This window comes from Comamonas sp. UBA7528, from assembly GCF_002479375.1.
Lineage (GTDB): Bacteria > Pseudomonadota > Gammaproteobacteria > Burkholderiales > Burkholderiaceae_C > Comamonas.
In genome coordinates this window covers 292,568-307,424 of sequence record NZ_DLMU01000009.1, presented here as the reverse complement: position 1 = coordinate 307,424, position 14,857 = coordinate 292,568, and the positions used below count along the sequence as shown (strand labels likewise).

10 protein-coding genes are annotated in these 14,857 nt (G+C 68.9%); 6 read left to right on the top strand and 4 right to left on the bottom strand.

The features are described 5' to 3' along the window. The first annotated feature begins 21 nt into the window (after nucleotides 1–21). The 3 genes from B3349_RS12460 to B3349_RS12450 all read left to right on the top strand — a co-directional run bounded on the left by B3349_RS12460 (nucleotide 22) and on the right by B3349_RS12450 (nucleotide 7,146). Nucleotides 22–3,339 carry a carboxyl transferase domain-containing protein gene (locus B3349_RS12460; protein ID WP_291589033.1) on the top strand — a complete coding sequence of 1,106 codons (3,318 nt, stop codon included), beginning with the start codon at nucleotides 22–24 and terminating at the stop codon, nucleotides 3,337–3,339. A 94-nt stretch (nucleotides 3,340–3,433) separates the two neighbouring features. After that, nucleotides 3,434–5,953, top strand: a complete 2,520-nt coding sequence (locus tag B3349_RS12455) for a CaiB/BaiF CoA-transferase family protein (RefSeq protein WP_291589231.1) — start codon at nucleotides 3,434–3,436, stop codon at nucleotides 5,951–5,953. A 188-nt stretch (nucleotides 5,954–6,141) separates the two neighbouring features. Continuing rightward, nucleotides 6,142–7,146, top strand: a complete 1,005-nt coding sequence (locus B3349_RS12450; RefSeq protein WP_291589032.1) for a Bug family tripartite tricarboxylate transporter substrate binding protein — start codon at nucleotides 6,142–6,144, stop codon at nucleotides 7,144–7,146. Between the two features lie 127 nt (nucleotides 7,147–7,273). Here the strand turns inward: B3349_RS12450 and B3349_RS12445 are convergent, their stop codons facing one another. Beyond that, entirely contained in the window at nucleotides 7,274–8,194 is a 921-nt protein-coding gene (locus B3349_RS12445; protein WP_291589031.1) for a transporter substrate-binding domain-containing protein, read from the bottom strand. A gap of 410 nt (nucleotides 8,195–8,604) precedes the next feature. Here B3349_RS12445 and B3349_RS12440 point away from each other — a divergent pair, with 410 nt between their 5' ends. Beyond that, on the top strand, nucleotides 8,605–10,227 hold the full coding sequence (locus tag B3349_RS12440) for a methyl-accepting chemotaxis protein (protein ID WP_291589030.1): 1,623 nt from the start codon (nucleotides 8,605–8,607) through the stop codon (nucleotides 10,225–10,227). A 129-nt stretch (nucleotides 10,228–10,356) separates the two neighbouring features. On the opposite strand, the gene B3349_RS12435 is transcribed toward B3349_RS12440, so the two are convergent. From B3349_RS12435 to B3349_RS12425, 3 genes are all read right to left on the bottom strand, one after another. Further along, nucleotides 10,357–11,376, bottom strand: coding sequence for an alpha/beta hydrolase (locus tag B3349_RS12435; protein ID WP_291589029.1), 1,020 nt, complete (start codon nucleotides 11,374–11,376; stop codon nucleotides 10,357–10,359). 49 nt (nucleotides 11,377–11,425) lie between these two features. Beyond that, nucleotides 11,426–12,412 (bottom strand): class I SAM-dependent methyltransferase, encoded by a 987-nt coding sequence (locus B3349_RS12430; protein WP_291589027.1) that lies wholly within the window; start codon nucleotides 12,410–12,412, stop codon nucleotides 11,426–11,428. A gap of 118 nt (nucleotides 12,413–12,530) precedes the next feature. After that, on the bottom strand, nucleotides 12,531–12,836 hold the full coding sequence (locus tag B3349_RS12425) for a hypothetical protein (protein ID WP_066532642.1): 306 nt from the start codon (nucleotides 12,834–12,836) through the stop codon (nucleotides 12,531–12,533). A 131-nt stretch (nucleotides 12,837–12,967) separates the two neighbouring features. On the opposite strand from B3349_RS12425, the gene B3349_RS12420 reads away from it, so the two are divergent. After that, the gene (locus tag B3349_RS12420) at nucleotides 12,968–13,744 is read left to right on the top strand and encodes a methylated-DNA--[protein]-cysteine S-methyltransferase (protein ID WP_291589025.1); all 777 of its coding nucleotides are present in this window, start codon (nucleotides 12,968–12,970) and stop codon (nucleotides 13,742–13,744) included. 273 nt (nucleotides 13,745–14,017) lie between these two features. Beyond that, complete coding sequence (locus B3349_RS12415) at nucleotides 14,018–14,809, top strand: SDR family oxidoreductase (RefSeq protein ID WP_291589023.1); 792 nt, start codon at nucleotides 14,018–14,020, stop codon at nucleotides 14,807–14,809. Nucleotides 14,810–14,857 lie beyond the last annotated feature (48 nt).

Sequence of the window (14,857 nt, the reverse complement as noted above, 5' to 3'; positions counted from 1 at the left end):
CAGCGAAGTTAGGAAGACATTTTGAAAAAGGTATTGATCGCCAACCGGGGCGAAATTGCGGTGCGGGTGATCCGCGCGGTCGCGGATCTGGGCATGCGTTCGGTGGCCGTGTATGCACAGGACGATGCCAACAGCAGCCATGTGCACCTGGCCGACGAGGCCGTGGCGCTGCAGGCCAGCGGCCCGGCGGCCTATCTGGATGTGCAGGCCATCATTGGTGCGGCGCAGTCCACCGGGGCCGACGCCATCCACCCGGGCTACGGCTTTCTGAGCGAGCGCGCGGACTTTGCCCAGGCCTGCGCCGATGCGGGGGTGACCTTTGTCGGCCCCGCGCCGCAGCAGCTGGCGCAGTTCGGCGACAAGGCCCAGGCCATTGCCCTGGCCGTGGCCTGCGGCGTGCCCATCATGCCGTCCACGCGCGGCGATGCCACGCTGGAGGAGATCACCACGTTCTTCGACGCCCAGGGCGGCAACGGCATTGTCATCAAGGCCGTGGGCGGCGGTGGCGGCCGTGGCATGCGCGTGGTGACGGAACGCGCCGAGCTGGCCGAGGCCTATACGCGCTGCAAGGCCGAGGCCCGCTCCGCCTTCGGCATGGAAGCGGTCTACGGCGAGCGCCTGGTGGTGCGCGCCCGCCATATCGAGGTGCAGATCGTGGGTGACGGCCAGCAGGCCATTGCCCTGGGCGAGCGTGACTGCACCTTGCAGCGCCGCTTTCAGAAGCTGGTGGAAATTGCCCCCAGCCCGGTGCTGCTGCCCGCGCTGCGCGAACAGGTGACCCAGGCGGCGCTGACCATGGCCCGGCGCGTGGGCTACCGCAGCCTGGGCACGTTCGAGTTTCTGGTGGAAGAGGACACCCAGGGCCACCAGGTGGCGGCGGTGTTCATCGAGGCCAACCCTCGCCTGCAGGTGGAGCACACGGTGACCGAGCAGGTGACCGGTGTGGACCTGGTGGCGACCCAGCTGGGCATTGCCCAGGGCCGCAGCCTGCAGGAGCTGGGGCTGGACCCGCAGCGCCCGCCCGCCGTGCAGGGCTTTGCCATCCAGGCCCGCATCAACGGTGAGAGCACCGATGCCAAGGGCATGTCCCACCCCTCCCAGGGCTGCCTGCAGCAGTTCGACGCCCCCAGCGGCCTGGGCGTGCGCGTGGACACCCACGGCTACGGCGGCTACACGCCGTCGCCGCATTACGACACCTTGCTGGCCAAGCTGATCGTCACCAGCCACAGCCCCAGCTTTGCCGATGCCGCCCGCCGCCTGGAGCGGGCGCTGGCCGAGTTCCACATCGACGGTGTGCAGACCAATCTGCCGCTGCTGCGGGCCGTGGTGGGCAGCGAGGATTTCGCGCGCCAGAACATCCACACCCGCTACTGGGCCGAGCACCTGGACAGCCTGCTGGCCCGCATGCAGGCCATCGAGGCCGAAGACCGTGCCAAGGCCCGTCCGCGCCCGGCGGCTGCCAGCGCGGCCGCCCCGGCTGCAGCCGTGGAAGACGAGGCGCTGGAGAATGACAGCTGGTCGGCCGTGCGCGCCATCACCCACGGCGTGCTGATCGAGTTGCTGGTGGAAGCGGGCAGCGCGGTGCAGGCAGGTCAGACCGTGGCCGTGATCGAGTCCATGAAGATGCAGCACGTGGTGGCCGCCGAACAGGCCGGCCTGGTGCTGGAGGTGCGCGGTACGGTGGGCGAGATCGTGCCCCAGGGCCGCATCCTGGCGGTGCTGCAGCCCCAGGGCGGCGTGGCCGAGGATGCCGCCGCCCAGGTGCAGGCGCAGGACCCGCATGGCGTGCGCCCGGACCTGCAGCGCCTGATCGACCGCCAGGCTTTTCTGTGGGACGCCAACCGCCCCGAGGCCGTGGCCCGCCGCCGCTCGCGCGGCCAGCGCACGGCCCGCGAGAACGTGGCCGATCTGTTGGACGATGACGGCAGCTTTGTGGAGTACGGCGGTCTGGCGATGGCCGCGCAGACCAAGCGCCGCAGCGTGGAAGACCTGGTGGCGAACACCCCGGCCGACGGCCTGATCACTGGCGTGGGCAATGTCAACGGCGCGCTGATCGATGCCGAACGTGCCCGTGCCGCCGTGATGGCCTATGACGCCACGGTGCTGGCCGGCACCCAGGGCAAGCGCAACCACGTCAAGACCGACCGCATCGTGGAAGTGGCGCTGCGCGACAAGCTGCCATTCGTGCTGTTCGGTGAAGGCGGGGGCGGGCGCCCCGGCGATGTGGACTATCCCTCGATCTCGGGCTTCCAGACTTCGTCCTTTGCCGCGTTTGCGCAGCTCAGCGGTGAGGTGCCTGTGGTGGGCATCGTCTCAGGTCGCTGCTTTGCGGGCAATGCCGCCTTTGTGGGCTGCTGCGACGTGATCATTGCCGACAAGTCGTCCAACATCGGCCTGGCAGGTCCGGCCATGATCGAAGGCGGCGGCCTGGGCATCTTCAAGCCCGAGGAAGTGGGGCCTGCCCCGGTGCAGTACGCCAACGGCGTGATCGACGTGCTGGTGGACAACGAGGCCGAAGGCGTGGCCGTGGCCAAGCAGTACCTGTCCTTCTTCCAGGGCCGGGCGCGCGAATGGACGGCGCCCAACCCGCTGGCGCTGCGCGCCGTGGTGCCGGAAAACCGCCTGCGCGCCTACGACACGCGTGCCGCCATCCATGGCGTGGCCGACGTGGGCAGCGTGCTGATGCTGCGCGAAGGCTTTGGCGTGGGCATCCACACCGCGCTGGCACGCATCGAAGGCAAGCCGGTGGGCATCATGGCCAACAACCCGCGCCACCTGGGCGGAGCCATCGACGCCGATGCCGGCGACAAGGCGGCGCGCTTCATGCAGCTGTGCGATGCCCACGGCCTGCCCATCATCTCGCTGATCGACTCACCCGGCTTCATGGTCGGCCCGGACATCGAGGCCAAGGCCCAGGTGCGCCATGTCTCGCGCATGTTCGTGGCGGCGGCCAAGCTGCGCATGCCCATCCTGGCGGTGACCTTGCGCAAATGCTATGGCCTGGGCGCCATGGCCATGGCCGGTGGCGGCTGGCATGCCAGCCACTTCACCGTGGCCTGGCCCACCGGCGAATACGGCCCCATGGGCCTGGAAGGCGCCATCCAGCTGGGCTTCAAGAAAGAGCTGCAGGCGGTGCCCGACGGTCCCGAGCGCAAGGCGCTGTACGACCAGCTGGTGGCCCAGATGTACGCCCGCGGCCACGCCATGAATGTGGCCGGCAATGTGGAGATCGACGCGGTCATCGACCCGGCCGAGACGCGCAAGTGGCTGGTGTCCGGCATCCACGCCGCCGCCATGCACGCGGCCAAGCCGCGCGGCCGCTTTGTGGACACCTGGTAAGGCCAACCCCCGGGCCGGCGGCCGCCGTCGCAGCGGTAGCGGCCCGCCCGGGGATGGAAGGTGCAGCCACCTTTCGCAAGGAGACAAGAACGTGATGCAAGAACCCGACATGGCGCAGCTGGCCCTCAAAGGGCTGCGCGTGCTCGAAGTGGGCGGCGGCGCGGCCGTGGCCTATGCCGGCAAGCTGTTTGCCGATTTCGGCGCCGAGGTGATCAAGGTGGAGCCGCCCCAGGGCGATGCCTGGCGCCAGATGCCGCCGCTGGTGGCGCCGCAGGACGGCATGGCGCCCGAAAGCGCGCTGTTTGCCTGGCTGAATACGAACAAGCGCAGTGTGGCGGCCGATGCGGCGCAGCCGGCCGACCGGGCCTGGCTGGGCACGCTGGCGCGCAGCTGCGATCTGGTGCTGGATGCCCGCGCGCTGGCGCAGGGCCTGGCGGCGCTGCAGCAGCCGCTGTGGACCTGGGGCCAGGCGGCCGGTGCCGCCACGCCGCCGCCGATGGGGGTGGACTTCACCTGGTTTGGCGACAGCGGCCCGTACAAGGACTTTGTGGCCACCGATGCCACCTGCCGCGCGCTGGCCGGCGCGGTGCACGGCAGCGGTCCGGTGGAGGGGGCTCCCCACATGCCCCACGATGTGCACACCGGCATTGTGGCCGGGCTGGGCGCGTTCACGGTGGCCGTGGCCGCCTGGATGGGCCGTGCCCAGGGCAGCCGCCGCTATGTGCTGAGCGTGCAGGAGGCCGCGTTCAGTGTGGTGGAGATGGAAGCCGGCCTGGTGCAGGACAAGACCCATGCGCCGCGCCTGGGGGTGAACCGCTTCTGCACCACCCACCCGGCCAGCATTTTGCAGACCAGCGATGGCTGGATCGGCATCTTCACCAACACGCTGGCGCAGTGGGCCGGTCTGTGCGATGCCATCGGCCGGCCGGAGCTGGGCAGCGATCCGCGCTTTTTCAGCGGGCCGGACCGCATGGCGCATGCCGACCTGATCGATGCGCTGCTGAAAGACGTGTTCCCGTCGCGCAGCACGCAGGAATGGTTTGCGCTGCTGACCGCGAACAAGCACCCGGCGGTGATTGTGCCCACCATGGCGCAGCTGCTGGAGCAGGCGGTGCACCGCGAGCGCAAGGCCTTTGTGCCGGTGCAGCTGGGGGCGGCGCAGTTCGAGGCGCCGGTGCTGCCGCAGCGGCTGGATGCGGCCGGGCCGCTGCTGGGCGGCCGGGCGCCGCTGCTGGGCGCAGACAGTGCCCACTACCGGACCGCGGGCCTGCAGCGCCCGGTGCCGCAGCGGGCGCAGGCGGCGGCAGGCCAGTTGCCGCTGGCCGGCATCCGCGTGGTGGACCTGACCATGGGCTGGGCCGGACCGTTTGCCTCGCGCATGCTGGCCGACCTGGGGGCCGAAGTCATCAAGGTGGAAAGCGCCAGCTACCCGGACTGGTGGCGCGGCACCAACTACACCGAGGAGTTCTACCGCGACCGGCTGTACGAGAAGAAGTCGAACTTCAACCTGATGAACCGGGGCAAGTTCGGCATCACCCTGGACCTGACCCAGGCCGAAGGCAAGCGCCTGCTCAAGGAACTGGTGCGCGGCGCCGATGCGGTGGTGGAGAACTACTCGGCCGAGGTGCTGCCCAAGCTGGGCCTGGACTATGCGGCGCTGCGCCAGGTGAACCCGCGCGTGGTGATGCTGTCCATGCCGGCCTTTGGCCTGGACAATGCCTGGAGCAATACCCGCGCCTATGGCGGCACGCTGGAGCAGGCCAGCGGCCTGCCGCTGTACACCGGCCATAGCGACGGCCCGCCGGCCATGACGTCCTATGCCTATGGCGACCCCATGGGCGGCTTCAACGCCTCGGCGGCGCTGCTGCTGGGCCTGCTGGTGCAGCAGGCGACAGGCCAGGGGCGGCACATCAATATGTCGCAGGTCGAAGGCATGCTGCCGCTGACCGCGCCCTTCCTGATCGAACAGTCGCTGACCGGCAGCGTGCCGGAGCGCCAGGGCAACCGCCACGCGGTGCACGCGCCCCATGGCTGCTACCGCTGCGCCGGGGATGATGCCTGGCTGGTGCTCAGCGTGGCGGACGATGCGCAGTGGCAGGCCCTGTGCCGGCTGCTGGGGCGGGCCGACTGGGCCGCCGATGCGGTGCTGGCCCATGCCGCGGGCCGGCGCGCCCGCCAGGCGGAGCTGGATGCCGGCATCACGCAATGGACGCTGGGCCGCAGCGACGATGCCGCCATGCAGGCGCTGCAGCCGGCTGGCGTGCCCGCCGGCGCGGTGCGCACGCTGGGCCAGCTGCTGCAGGACCCGCACCTGCAGGAGCGGGCATTCTGGCGCACGGTGGAGCGGCCCTATGTGGGCAGCTACATCTCCAGCACCACCATCTTCCGCCAGGACGGCCGGCCCATGCCCATGCCGCGCGTGGCCCCCACGCTGGGCGAGCACACGCACGCCGTGCTGCAGCGGCTGCTGCAGCTGACACCGGAGCAGCTGCGGGCGCTGGAGGCCAGCGGGGTGATCGGCACCGAAGCCCGGGCCAAGGCACCGGGCAAGGCCGCTGCACACACTGCCCAGAGCGGGCAGGCCCGCCCGGCCAAGCCCGCAGTTTGCGGTTGAAACGGGGCGCTGCACCCTGCCGGCCGCACCGGCCGGGGCGGTGCAACGCATCGGGGAGCCAGGGCGGTCCAAGGCCCTGGTCCCAGGGCTGCCCGGGCACGACAGACGCACCAGATGCATCACTTGCACTGGTTGCATCGGTCGTGCCAGGGCAGCAAGCACATACCTATAGAGAAGGAGACAACGCCATGCCAACCATTTCCACCCGCCGCCGCAGCCTGCAGCTGGGCGCCGTTGCCGCTGCCGCCCTGGCCCTGGGACTGCCGCTGACCGCCGCGCAGGCCCAGAGCGACTGGCCCACCAAGCCCATCCGCATGGTGGTGGGCTTTCCTGCAGGCTCCATCACCGACACGGTGGCCCGCATCATGTCCGACCACCTGAGCAAGACCCTGGGTCAGCCCGTGGTGGTGGAAAACAAGCCCGGCGCCAACGGCTCGCTGGGCGTGGGCGAGGTGGCGCGCGCGCCGGCGGACGGCTACACCCTGCTGTTCACCAATTCCAGCAGCATCACCATCAACCCCCAGCTCTACAAGAAGAGCCCGTACAAGGCCAAGGATTTCACGCCCATCACGGTGGCGGTGGATGCGCCCTTCATCCTGATTGCCAATCCGGCCTGGACGCAGAAGAACAACATCCAGAACCCCAAGGACATGATCGGTTATGCCCAGCGCAACCCGGACCGCATCAGCTACGGCTCGGCCGGCCCGGGCAATATCGCCCACCTGAGCTTCACCTCCTGGGGCAACCGCACCAGCGCGCGCATGACCCATGTGCCGTACAAGGGATCGGCCCAGGCGCAGATGGCGGTGATGAGCGGCGAGCTGGACACCATGTTCGAGACCTGGGCGGCGCTGCCGCAGATCCAGGCCGGCAAGCTCAAGGCCCTGGCGGTGACGGCACCGCAGCGCATGAAGCAGCTGCCCAATGTGCCCACCATGGCCGAAGCCGGCTATGACAACTTCAACGTGATCTTCTGGCTGGGCATGCTGGGGCCGGCCAATCTGCCGCAGCCCATAGTGCAGAAGCTGTACGACGCCTCCAAGAGCCTGGCCCAGGATGCGCGTGCCACGGCGGCCCTGGCGTCGCTGGGCGAGGTGGTGATGCTGGAGCCTGGCAAGTTCAGCCAGCGCATCAGCAAGGAAGTGCAGGAATGGGGTGGCGCCATCCAGCGTGAAGGCCTGTCACTGGACTGAACTCCGCTCGCAGGGGTACCGGGGAAAGTTTGGGTCCGCCATTGGCGGACCTTTTTTTCATGCCGGGGCAGGCCGTGCGCACACCAGGGCGTGGTGTCACGCTGTCTGGCGGTGCGCAGGTGCCCGCTCAGGCGCCGCTGCCGTCCTTGTCCTGGTAGGCTTCCAGGGGCTTGTCGTTGGGCTGCTGGAACAGGCCCTTGAGCATGGGGCTCAGCGGCAGGTTCAGGGCCGCGTTCTTGGGCGGGATGGGCTGCATGAACCATTTGTCATAGAGCCTGGCCATTTCGCCGTTCTGCATCAGCTCGCCGATGGCGCCGTCCACGGCCTTCTTGAACGGGGCGTCGCCGTGGCGGAACAGCAGCGCAATGGGTTCGGCACCCAGCACCTCGCCGACAATCTTGTAGCCCGTGGGGTTCTTGGAGTTGGCGATCACGCCGGCCAGCAGGTTGGCGTCCAGCACAAAGGCCTGGGCGCGGCCGGACTCCAGCATCAGAAAGCTCTCGAAATGGTCCTTGCCCAGCTGCACGTCGAACTTGGTGCTGTGGTCGCGGCTGTATTTGCGCAGCAGCTGGACAGCCGTGGTGCCGGCGGAGGCGGCCAGGGTCTGGTTGTCCAGCTCCTTGAAGGATTTGACCGGTGAGTCGGCGCGCACGGCGGCGCGCACCTCGCTGACATAGGTGGTCACGGCAAACGCCACCTGCTTTTGCCGCGCCAGGTTGTTGGTGGTAGGGCCGCAGCCGATGTCCACCGTGCCGTTCTGCACCAGGGGCAGGGTGTTCTGCGCGGTCAGCGCCATGTATTCGCGCTGGGCCTTGGGGGCGATCTTGTCCAGCACCTTCTCGCACAGCTCCACGTGGTAGCCCACGTACTTCTGCATGGAGCCCAGGGCATAGGCCATGGGGGCCGAGCTTTCGCGCACGCCCAGCACCACTTTGCCGGAGCTCTTGATCTTGTCGAAGGTGGGGGAGGCTTCGGCCTCCTGGGCCAAGGCGTTGCCGCCCAGGGCCAGCAGGCAGGCGGTGGCCATGGCAGAAAACATGTGACGCATGAAACAGTGCTCCTCGTGCAGTGAATGTCGACAAGGGCACAAGCATTTCATGTGCCTGCGGCGCCGACCATCGGGCTTAACGCGCAGACGCTGCGGCGAGACGGGGCGGCCGGAGTGATCCGAAAGGCCGGCGAAAGACAGGCGAAAGCCAAGGGTTTGCGCGAGGCCTTAGCCTTGCCGCCGGCCGGGGAGTGTGCGGCTACTGATGTGCGCCTGCCTATGAAGACAGGGCGGTGCAGCGGCGTGTACTCCAACCGACCCCTATTTGAAAAACAGCATGGCCCGCGCAACCCATCCTTCCGATGGGACTGCGCGTGGCCGGCACCGCGGACCCAAGAGAAGAGGTGAGTGATGGACACGTTCAGCAACCCCGGCGGCAGTCACGCTGCGCATTGTCTGGAGGTCGCGCGATGAAGCTGGCCACCAAGCTCCCCCTGGCATTTGCCGCCGCCATGCTGGTGCTGCTGGGCGCCGCGCTGTTTGGCATTGCCCAGTTGCGCCAGGCACTGTCCACCTACCAGACCACGGTGGCCGTGCATGCCGACCAGGAGCGTGCCGTCAACCACATGCTCGACAGCTTCAAGCTCCAGACCCAGGAGTGGAAGAACGTGCTGCTGCGCGGCAAGGACCCGGCGCAGCGCGCGCGGTACTGGAGCGCCTTTGAAAAGCAGGAGGCCGTGGTGCAGGAGGCCGCACGCGCGCTGCTGGCGGGCCTGCCGGCCGGCGACAGCCGCAGCCGCGTGGAGGGTTTTGCCCAGGCCCACCAGCGCATGGGCCAGGCCTACCGCGGCGGCTACCAGGCCTTCCAGGCTGCCGGCATGGATGCGGTGGCGGGGGACCAGGCGGTGCAGGGCATTGACCGGGAACCGACCCGGCTGCTGGATGAGGCCGGTGCGCTGATCCAGCGCAGCGCCGCCGCCGTGGCCGCGCAGGCCGGCACGGACGCCACGCGCGCCATCTGGATCAGCCTGGTGGTGATGCTGACGGTTTGCGTGCTGGGCATTGGCACGGCCCTGCTGTTCAGCCGCGCGGTGGTGCGCCCGCTGGATGCCGCCGTGCAGGTGGCGCGGGCCGTGGCCGGCGGCAACCTGACCGCCGCGCAGCCCAGTGGCGGGCGGGACGAGATTGCCCTGCTGCTCAATGCCTTGTATGGCATGCAGACCGCACTGTCCCAGGTGGTGCATGGCGTGCGCCAGAACGCGCACAGCGTGGCCTCGGCAAGCACCCAGATTTCCCATGGCAACCACGATCTGTCGGCACGTACCGAGCAGCAGGCCAGTGCGCTGGAGGAAACCGCAGCGTCCATGGAGGAACTGACGTCCTCGGTGCAGCAGAACGCTGCCCATGCGCGCCAGGCCAGCGAACTGGCAGCGAATGCCTCCCAGGTGGCTGCCCAGGGTGGCGAGGTGGTGGGCCAGGTGGTGGCCACCATGCGCGACATCCAGGGTGCCAGCCAGCGCATTGCCGACATCATTGGCGTGATCGACTCCATCGCCTTCCAGACCAATATCCTGGCGCTGAATGCCGCCGTGGAAGCCGCGCGGGCCGGTGAGCAGGGGCGCGGCTTTGCCGTGGTGGCCAGCGAGGTGCGTTCGCTGGCGCAGCGCTCGGCTACGGCTGCCAAGGAGATCAAGACCCTGATCACGGCCAGCGTGGACAGCGTGCAGCAAGGCAGCGAGCAGGTGGACCGCGCCGGCACCACCATGGGGGAGGTGGTGGCCGCCATCCAAAGGGTGACCGATATCGTCAACGAAATCAGCGCCGCCAGCCAGGAACAGGCCAGCGGCGTGGCCCAGGTGGGCGATGCCGTGACCCAGATGGACCAGGTCACCCAGCAGAACGCGGCCCTGGTGGAAGAAAGCGCGGCGGCTGCCGACAGCCTGCGTAACCAGGCCCAGCAACTGGTGCAGGCCGTGGCCGTGTTCCAGCTGCACAGCGACGAAGGCGTGCTGACGCAGGCCGCCGTGCCGGCAACGCGTGTGCCGCGTGCATCGGCGCACGCCCTGGCGCACACCGCACGTCGGGAGCGCTAGGCCCCCAGGTGACCCCGCCCGTGATGGGGCAGTGATGGGGCAGGACCACCAACAACAACGCCCCTGTGAACGGGGCGTTGTTGTTGGTGGGCTGGGCCGGGGGCGGTGCCCCGGTCTGTGCCTGCGGCGTCAGCCTGCTGCGCTGTTGGCCGTGGCGCCATGCAGCAGCGCCGCCAGGGCATGGCAGGCCTGTTCCACCTGCTGGCGGGCCTGGGGGCTGGCGGTCAGCATGCGGGCAAAGCCGTGCACCATGCCGGGCGCGCGCAGCAGCCGGGTGGGCACGCCGGCTGCCTGCAGCTGGCGGGCAAAGGCCTCGCCTTCATCGCGCAGGATGTCGTGGCTGGCGGTGCAGACCACCGTGGGCGGCAGCCGGAGCAGGGTGTCGGTGCAGCTGGCGGGCAGGCGGCAGAGTGCATCCGCGCCTTCGGTGCCGCCCAGTTCCTGCCAGTAGTGCGCCATGGCGCTGCGCGTCAGACCAAAGCCTTCGCTGAAGGCCTGCATGCTCGGGTGGTCCTGCTCCGGAGCAATCGGCGGGTAGAACAGCAGCAGGCCCTGCAGCTGGGCCGGCAAGCCGGTATCTGCAGGCTGCGGTGCAGCCGCATGGCGTAGCGCACAGGCCAGGGCCAGGTGGGCGCCGGCACTGTCGCCGCCCAGCAGCACGCTGTCCCGGGCAAAGGGCAGCACGCCCTGCATGCGGTGCAGCCACTGCAGCACGGTGCTCACATCGTCCAGCGGCGCGGGGAAAGGGTTTTCCGGCGTGCGGCGGTAGTGCACGCTGAGCACGGTGTGGCCGGTGAACTGCGCCAGGTGTTCGCACAGGTCGTCGTGGGTGTTCAGGTCGCCCACCATCCAGCCGCCGCCGTGCAGCCAGACCAGGGTCTGCGGGCTGGGGGCACCGTTTTTCTGGTAGCTGCGCACGGTGATTTCCCGGCCTGGCGCGGGTACAAAATGGTCGGTCCGGACCACGCTGGGCAGCGGGCTGCGCAGCAGCTGGGCCTGCAGGGTGCTCAGCAGCCGGCGGCGCCCCGCGTAGTCCAGCTGCGGCGTGGGCGTGTCGGCGTCCAGCCGGGCAAAGCGCTGCAAGGTGCGGGCCAGGGCCGGGTCGAGCGCGGAAAGGTCGGAAAGATCGGAAGAGGGGGAAGCGGTCATGGCACTCGGCGGGGGATGGCGTGCGGGGTGGGACAGGGGACCTGCGGACTTAGGCCGCAGCGCCGGCCGGGGCCGCCGAAGCCACAGGGTCCGCGCCCGGCAGGCCGGGCGCACGGTAGACCAGCACCTTCAGGCTGCGTTCCTCGTCCACATCGGCAAACACCGGCGGGTTGGGAATGCGCTGCGTGAATTGCAGCTCGGGGGCGATCTCGGTCATCTGCTCGCGCAGAAAGGCGGTGCCCAGCTCGGGCGCATTCAGGCACAGCAGCACCTGGCCGTCCGGGGCCAGCAGGTCGGGCAGGCGGCGCATCAGGCGGGCGTAGTCCTTGGTCGCGATGAAGCTGCCCTTCTGGTAGCTGGGCGGGTCCACGATGATCAGGTCATACGGCCCGCTGCGGTTGATCTTGCCCCAGCTGCTGAAGATGTCGTGCGCGGCAAAGCTGGCGCCGGCCTTGACGCCGTTGAGCTGGTGGTTGTGCTGGCCTGTGGCCAGCGCGCCCTTGCTCATGTCCATGTTCAGCACCTGGCCGGCACCGGCCAGCTTGGCCACCACCGAGAACGCACAGGTGTAGGCAAACAGGTTGAGCACTTTCATGCGTGCGGGGCGGGGGTGGGCGAGCACCTGCTGGCGCACCCAGTCGCGGCCGGCGGCCATGTCCAGGAACAGGCCGTGGTTCTGGCCGCGCCCGATGTGCAGCAGGTACTGGGCACCGTTTTCGGTCACCACATGGGGCTCGGGCAGGGCGCCGGCCATGGTGCGGGTTTCGACCTTGCCGCCGGCTTCCCGGGTCTGGAAGACCCAGGTCAGCGGCTGGCCGGCGGGGGCAATCTGCTGCCAGCGCTGCGCCAGCGCAGCGCCCACGGCGGCCAGGGCCTCGTCGGCCAGCGGTGCAAAGCTGGTCAGCACCAGGGCGGGCGGAAATGCGTCCAGCGACAGCTGTTCACAGCCCGGATGGCGGCCGCCACGGCCGTGAAAAAGGCGCTGGGCGTCGGTGGGATAGGCCATCTGGGCGATGGCGTCGAGCAAGGGCTGCATACACAAAACAGGAGCACGGAAAGGTCCGCCAGTGTATGCAGCCCAGGGCAGCAGCGTGGCGAAGGCGGAAATAGCGCTCCGCCATCCACTGCCCCATGCGGCGGACGCTGCCCGGCGCTCAGGCCCCGCGTACCTCGAAGTAGCAGCCTTCGCCTTCGCCCAGGCCCTGCATGCCGGCCTCGGTGGCGGCGCGCACGGCTTTCATCCAGCGGGCAAAGCCGGTCTTGACCTCTTCGGTGATTTCCTCGGGCGGGTCTTCTTCCAGCTGCTGCACCCAGTGCAGGGTTTCACAGACCTGGTCCGAGCCGCCCAGCTGGCGGGTCAGTACCTTGGCGTAGCGTTCTTCGGCTTTGGCGCGAGCGGCCTCCGGCAGACCATCGAAGTCGCACAGGGAGACGGTGAAAAAGGCTTCTGCGGTGTCCATGCTGCAGATTCAAAGAGTTGATGACTGTGTAAATATACAGTTAAACACTGTGCGTGTGTACAGTGGTCTGTGTTTTTTATGCCGCATCGCAGCGGCGCACAATGGTGGCTTCCGTGTGGGAGGTGCCTTGGATGTCCGCTGCTGCTGCTTTCCGTGTTGATCTGGCCGATGCATCGTTCGGCTACGGCCATGCGCTGTTTGCCACCCGCATCGGCGTGTGTGCTGTGGCCTGGCAGCCCCAGGCCGTGCTGGCGCTGCAGCTGCCCGAAGCGGACGGCCAGTCCACGCGGGCGCGCATGCTGCAGGAGCTGGCCCAGCGCCTGACCGGTGCCGATGTGCCGCCGCAGGCGGATTGGTTGCAGGCGCACAGCGCCGCCCAGATGCCAGAGTGCGCGGTGCAGGCCGTGGCCGGGGTGCAGCAGCTGATGGCCGGCTGGCGCGCCGCTGCGGGCGAAGCGGAGGACGGTGCGGGTGAGGAGGGGGCACATCCCTGGCCTGGTGCCGACGACGCCCAGGTGCTGGGCGATCTGCGTGCCGATTACCGCGCAGAGGCCCCCGCCACCGCCGCCGATGGCCAGGTACTGCCCCAGTTGCTGGAGATTGCGCTGGACTGGCAGGGCGTGCCCGAGTTTGCGCGCAATGTGTATGCGCTGGCACGGGCCATTGCGCCGGGACAGACGCGGACCTATGGCGACTTGGCGGCCGATCTGGGCGGGCCCGGCCTGGCCCGGGCCGTGGGGCAGGCGCTGGGGGCCAATCCGTTTGCGCCCGTGGTGCCCTGCCACCGGGTGCTGGCCGCAGGGCGGGAGCCCGGCGGGTTTTCCGGCGGGCAGGGGGCGCTGACCAAGCTGCGCATGCTGGAGCTGGAGGGCGCGGCCTGGGGCGGCACGCGCTCGCTGTTCGAGTAGCGGCACGGCCTTCTGCGGGTCTCTCGCGATCCCCTTTCGGGACGCTTTGCGACGTTTGGCGACTTTGAGCGGCCCTTGGCGGCTCTTGGCGGCCGCTTTCCCGTTCGTCTTCAAGTTTTCTGCAGCACTTCTTTTCTTGGCAACTGACCTCTGTCAGCTTGCGCACAGGTGACAGGGGGGCTGGCAGCGCACTTGCACAATGCCTGGCAAACAACCACCACCCGCCGCCTGGCACTGCCAGAGCGTATGGGGGTCATAAAGAGGAGACAGACCATGGCACATACCGTGCAGCAATTGTTCGACTTGAAGGGCAAGACCGCCCTGGTGACCGGGGGCTCGCGCGGCCTGGGGCTGCAGATGGCCCAGGCGCTGGGCGAGGCGGGAGCCCGGATTGTGCTGAGCTCGCGCAAGGCGGCGGACCTGGAAGAGGCCGCGGCCACGCTGCAGGCCCAGGGCATCGATGCCAGCTGGATTGCGGCCGACTGCGCCCGTGAGGACGACATCGAGCGCCTGGCGACCGAGGCCTTGCAGCGCCTGGGTGAGGTGGACATCCTGGTCAACAACGCCGGTGCCAGCTGGGGCGCGCCGGCCGAAGACCACCCGCTGAGTGCCTGGGACAAGGTGATGAACCTGAATGTGCGCGGCTATTTCCTGCTGAGCCAGCAGATTGCCAAGCGCAGCATGATCCCGCGCCGCAGCGGCCGCATCATCAATCTGGCGTCCATCGCGGCGCTGGGCGGCAACCCGGTGGCGATGAAGACCATTGCCTACAACACCTCCAAGGGCGCGGTGCTGAATTTCACCCGTGCGCTGGCCGGGGAGTGGGGGCGCTACGGCATCACGGTGAACGCCATCTGCCCGGGGTTCTTCCGTACCAAGATGGCGGAGGTGCTGATCGACACCCTGGGCGAGGAGCAGATGAGCAGCCATGCGCCGCTGCAGCGCCTGGGCGACGATGAGGATCTGAAAGGCATCACCTTGCTGTATGCCAGCGCGGCGGGCAAGCACATCACCGGCCAGTGGATGGCGGTGGACGGCGGCGTCAGCGCGCTGGTGGGCGGCTGACGGTCGGTGTGGAATGGGACTGTCGTCCAAGCGCGTAGGTGACAGCAA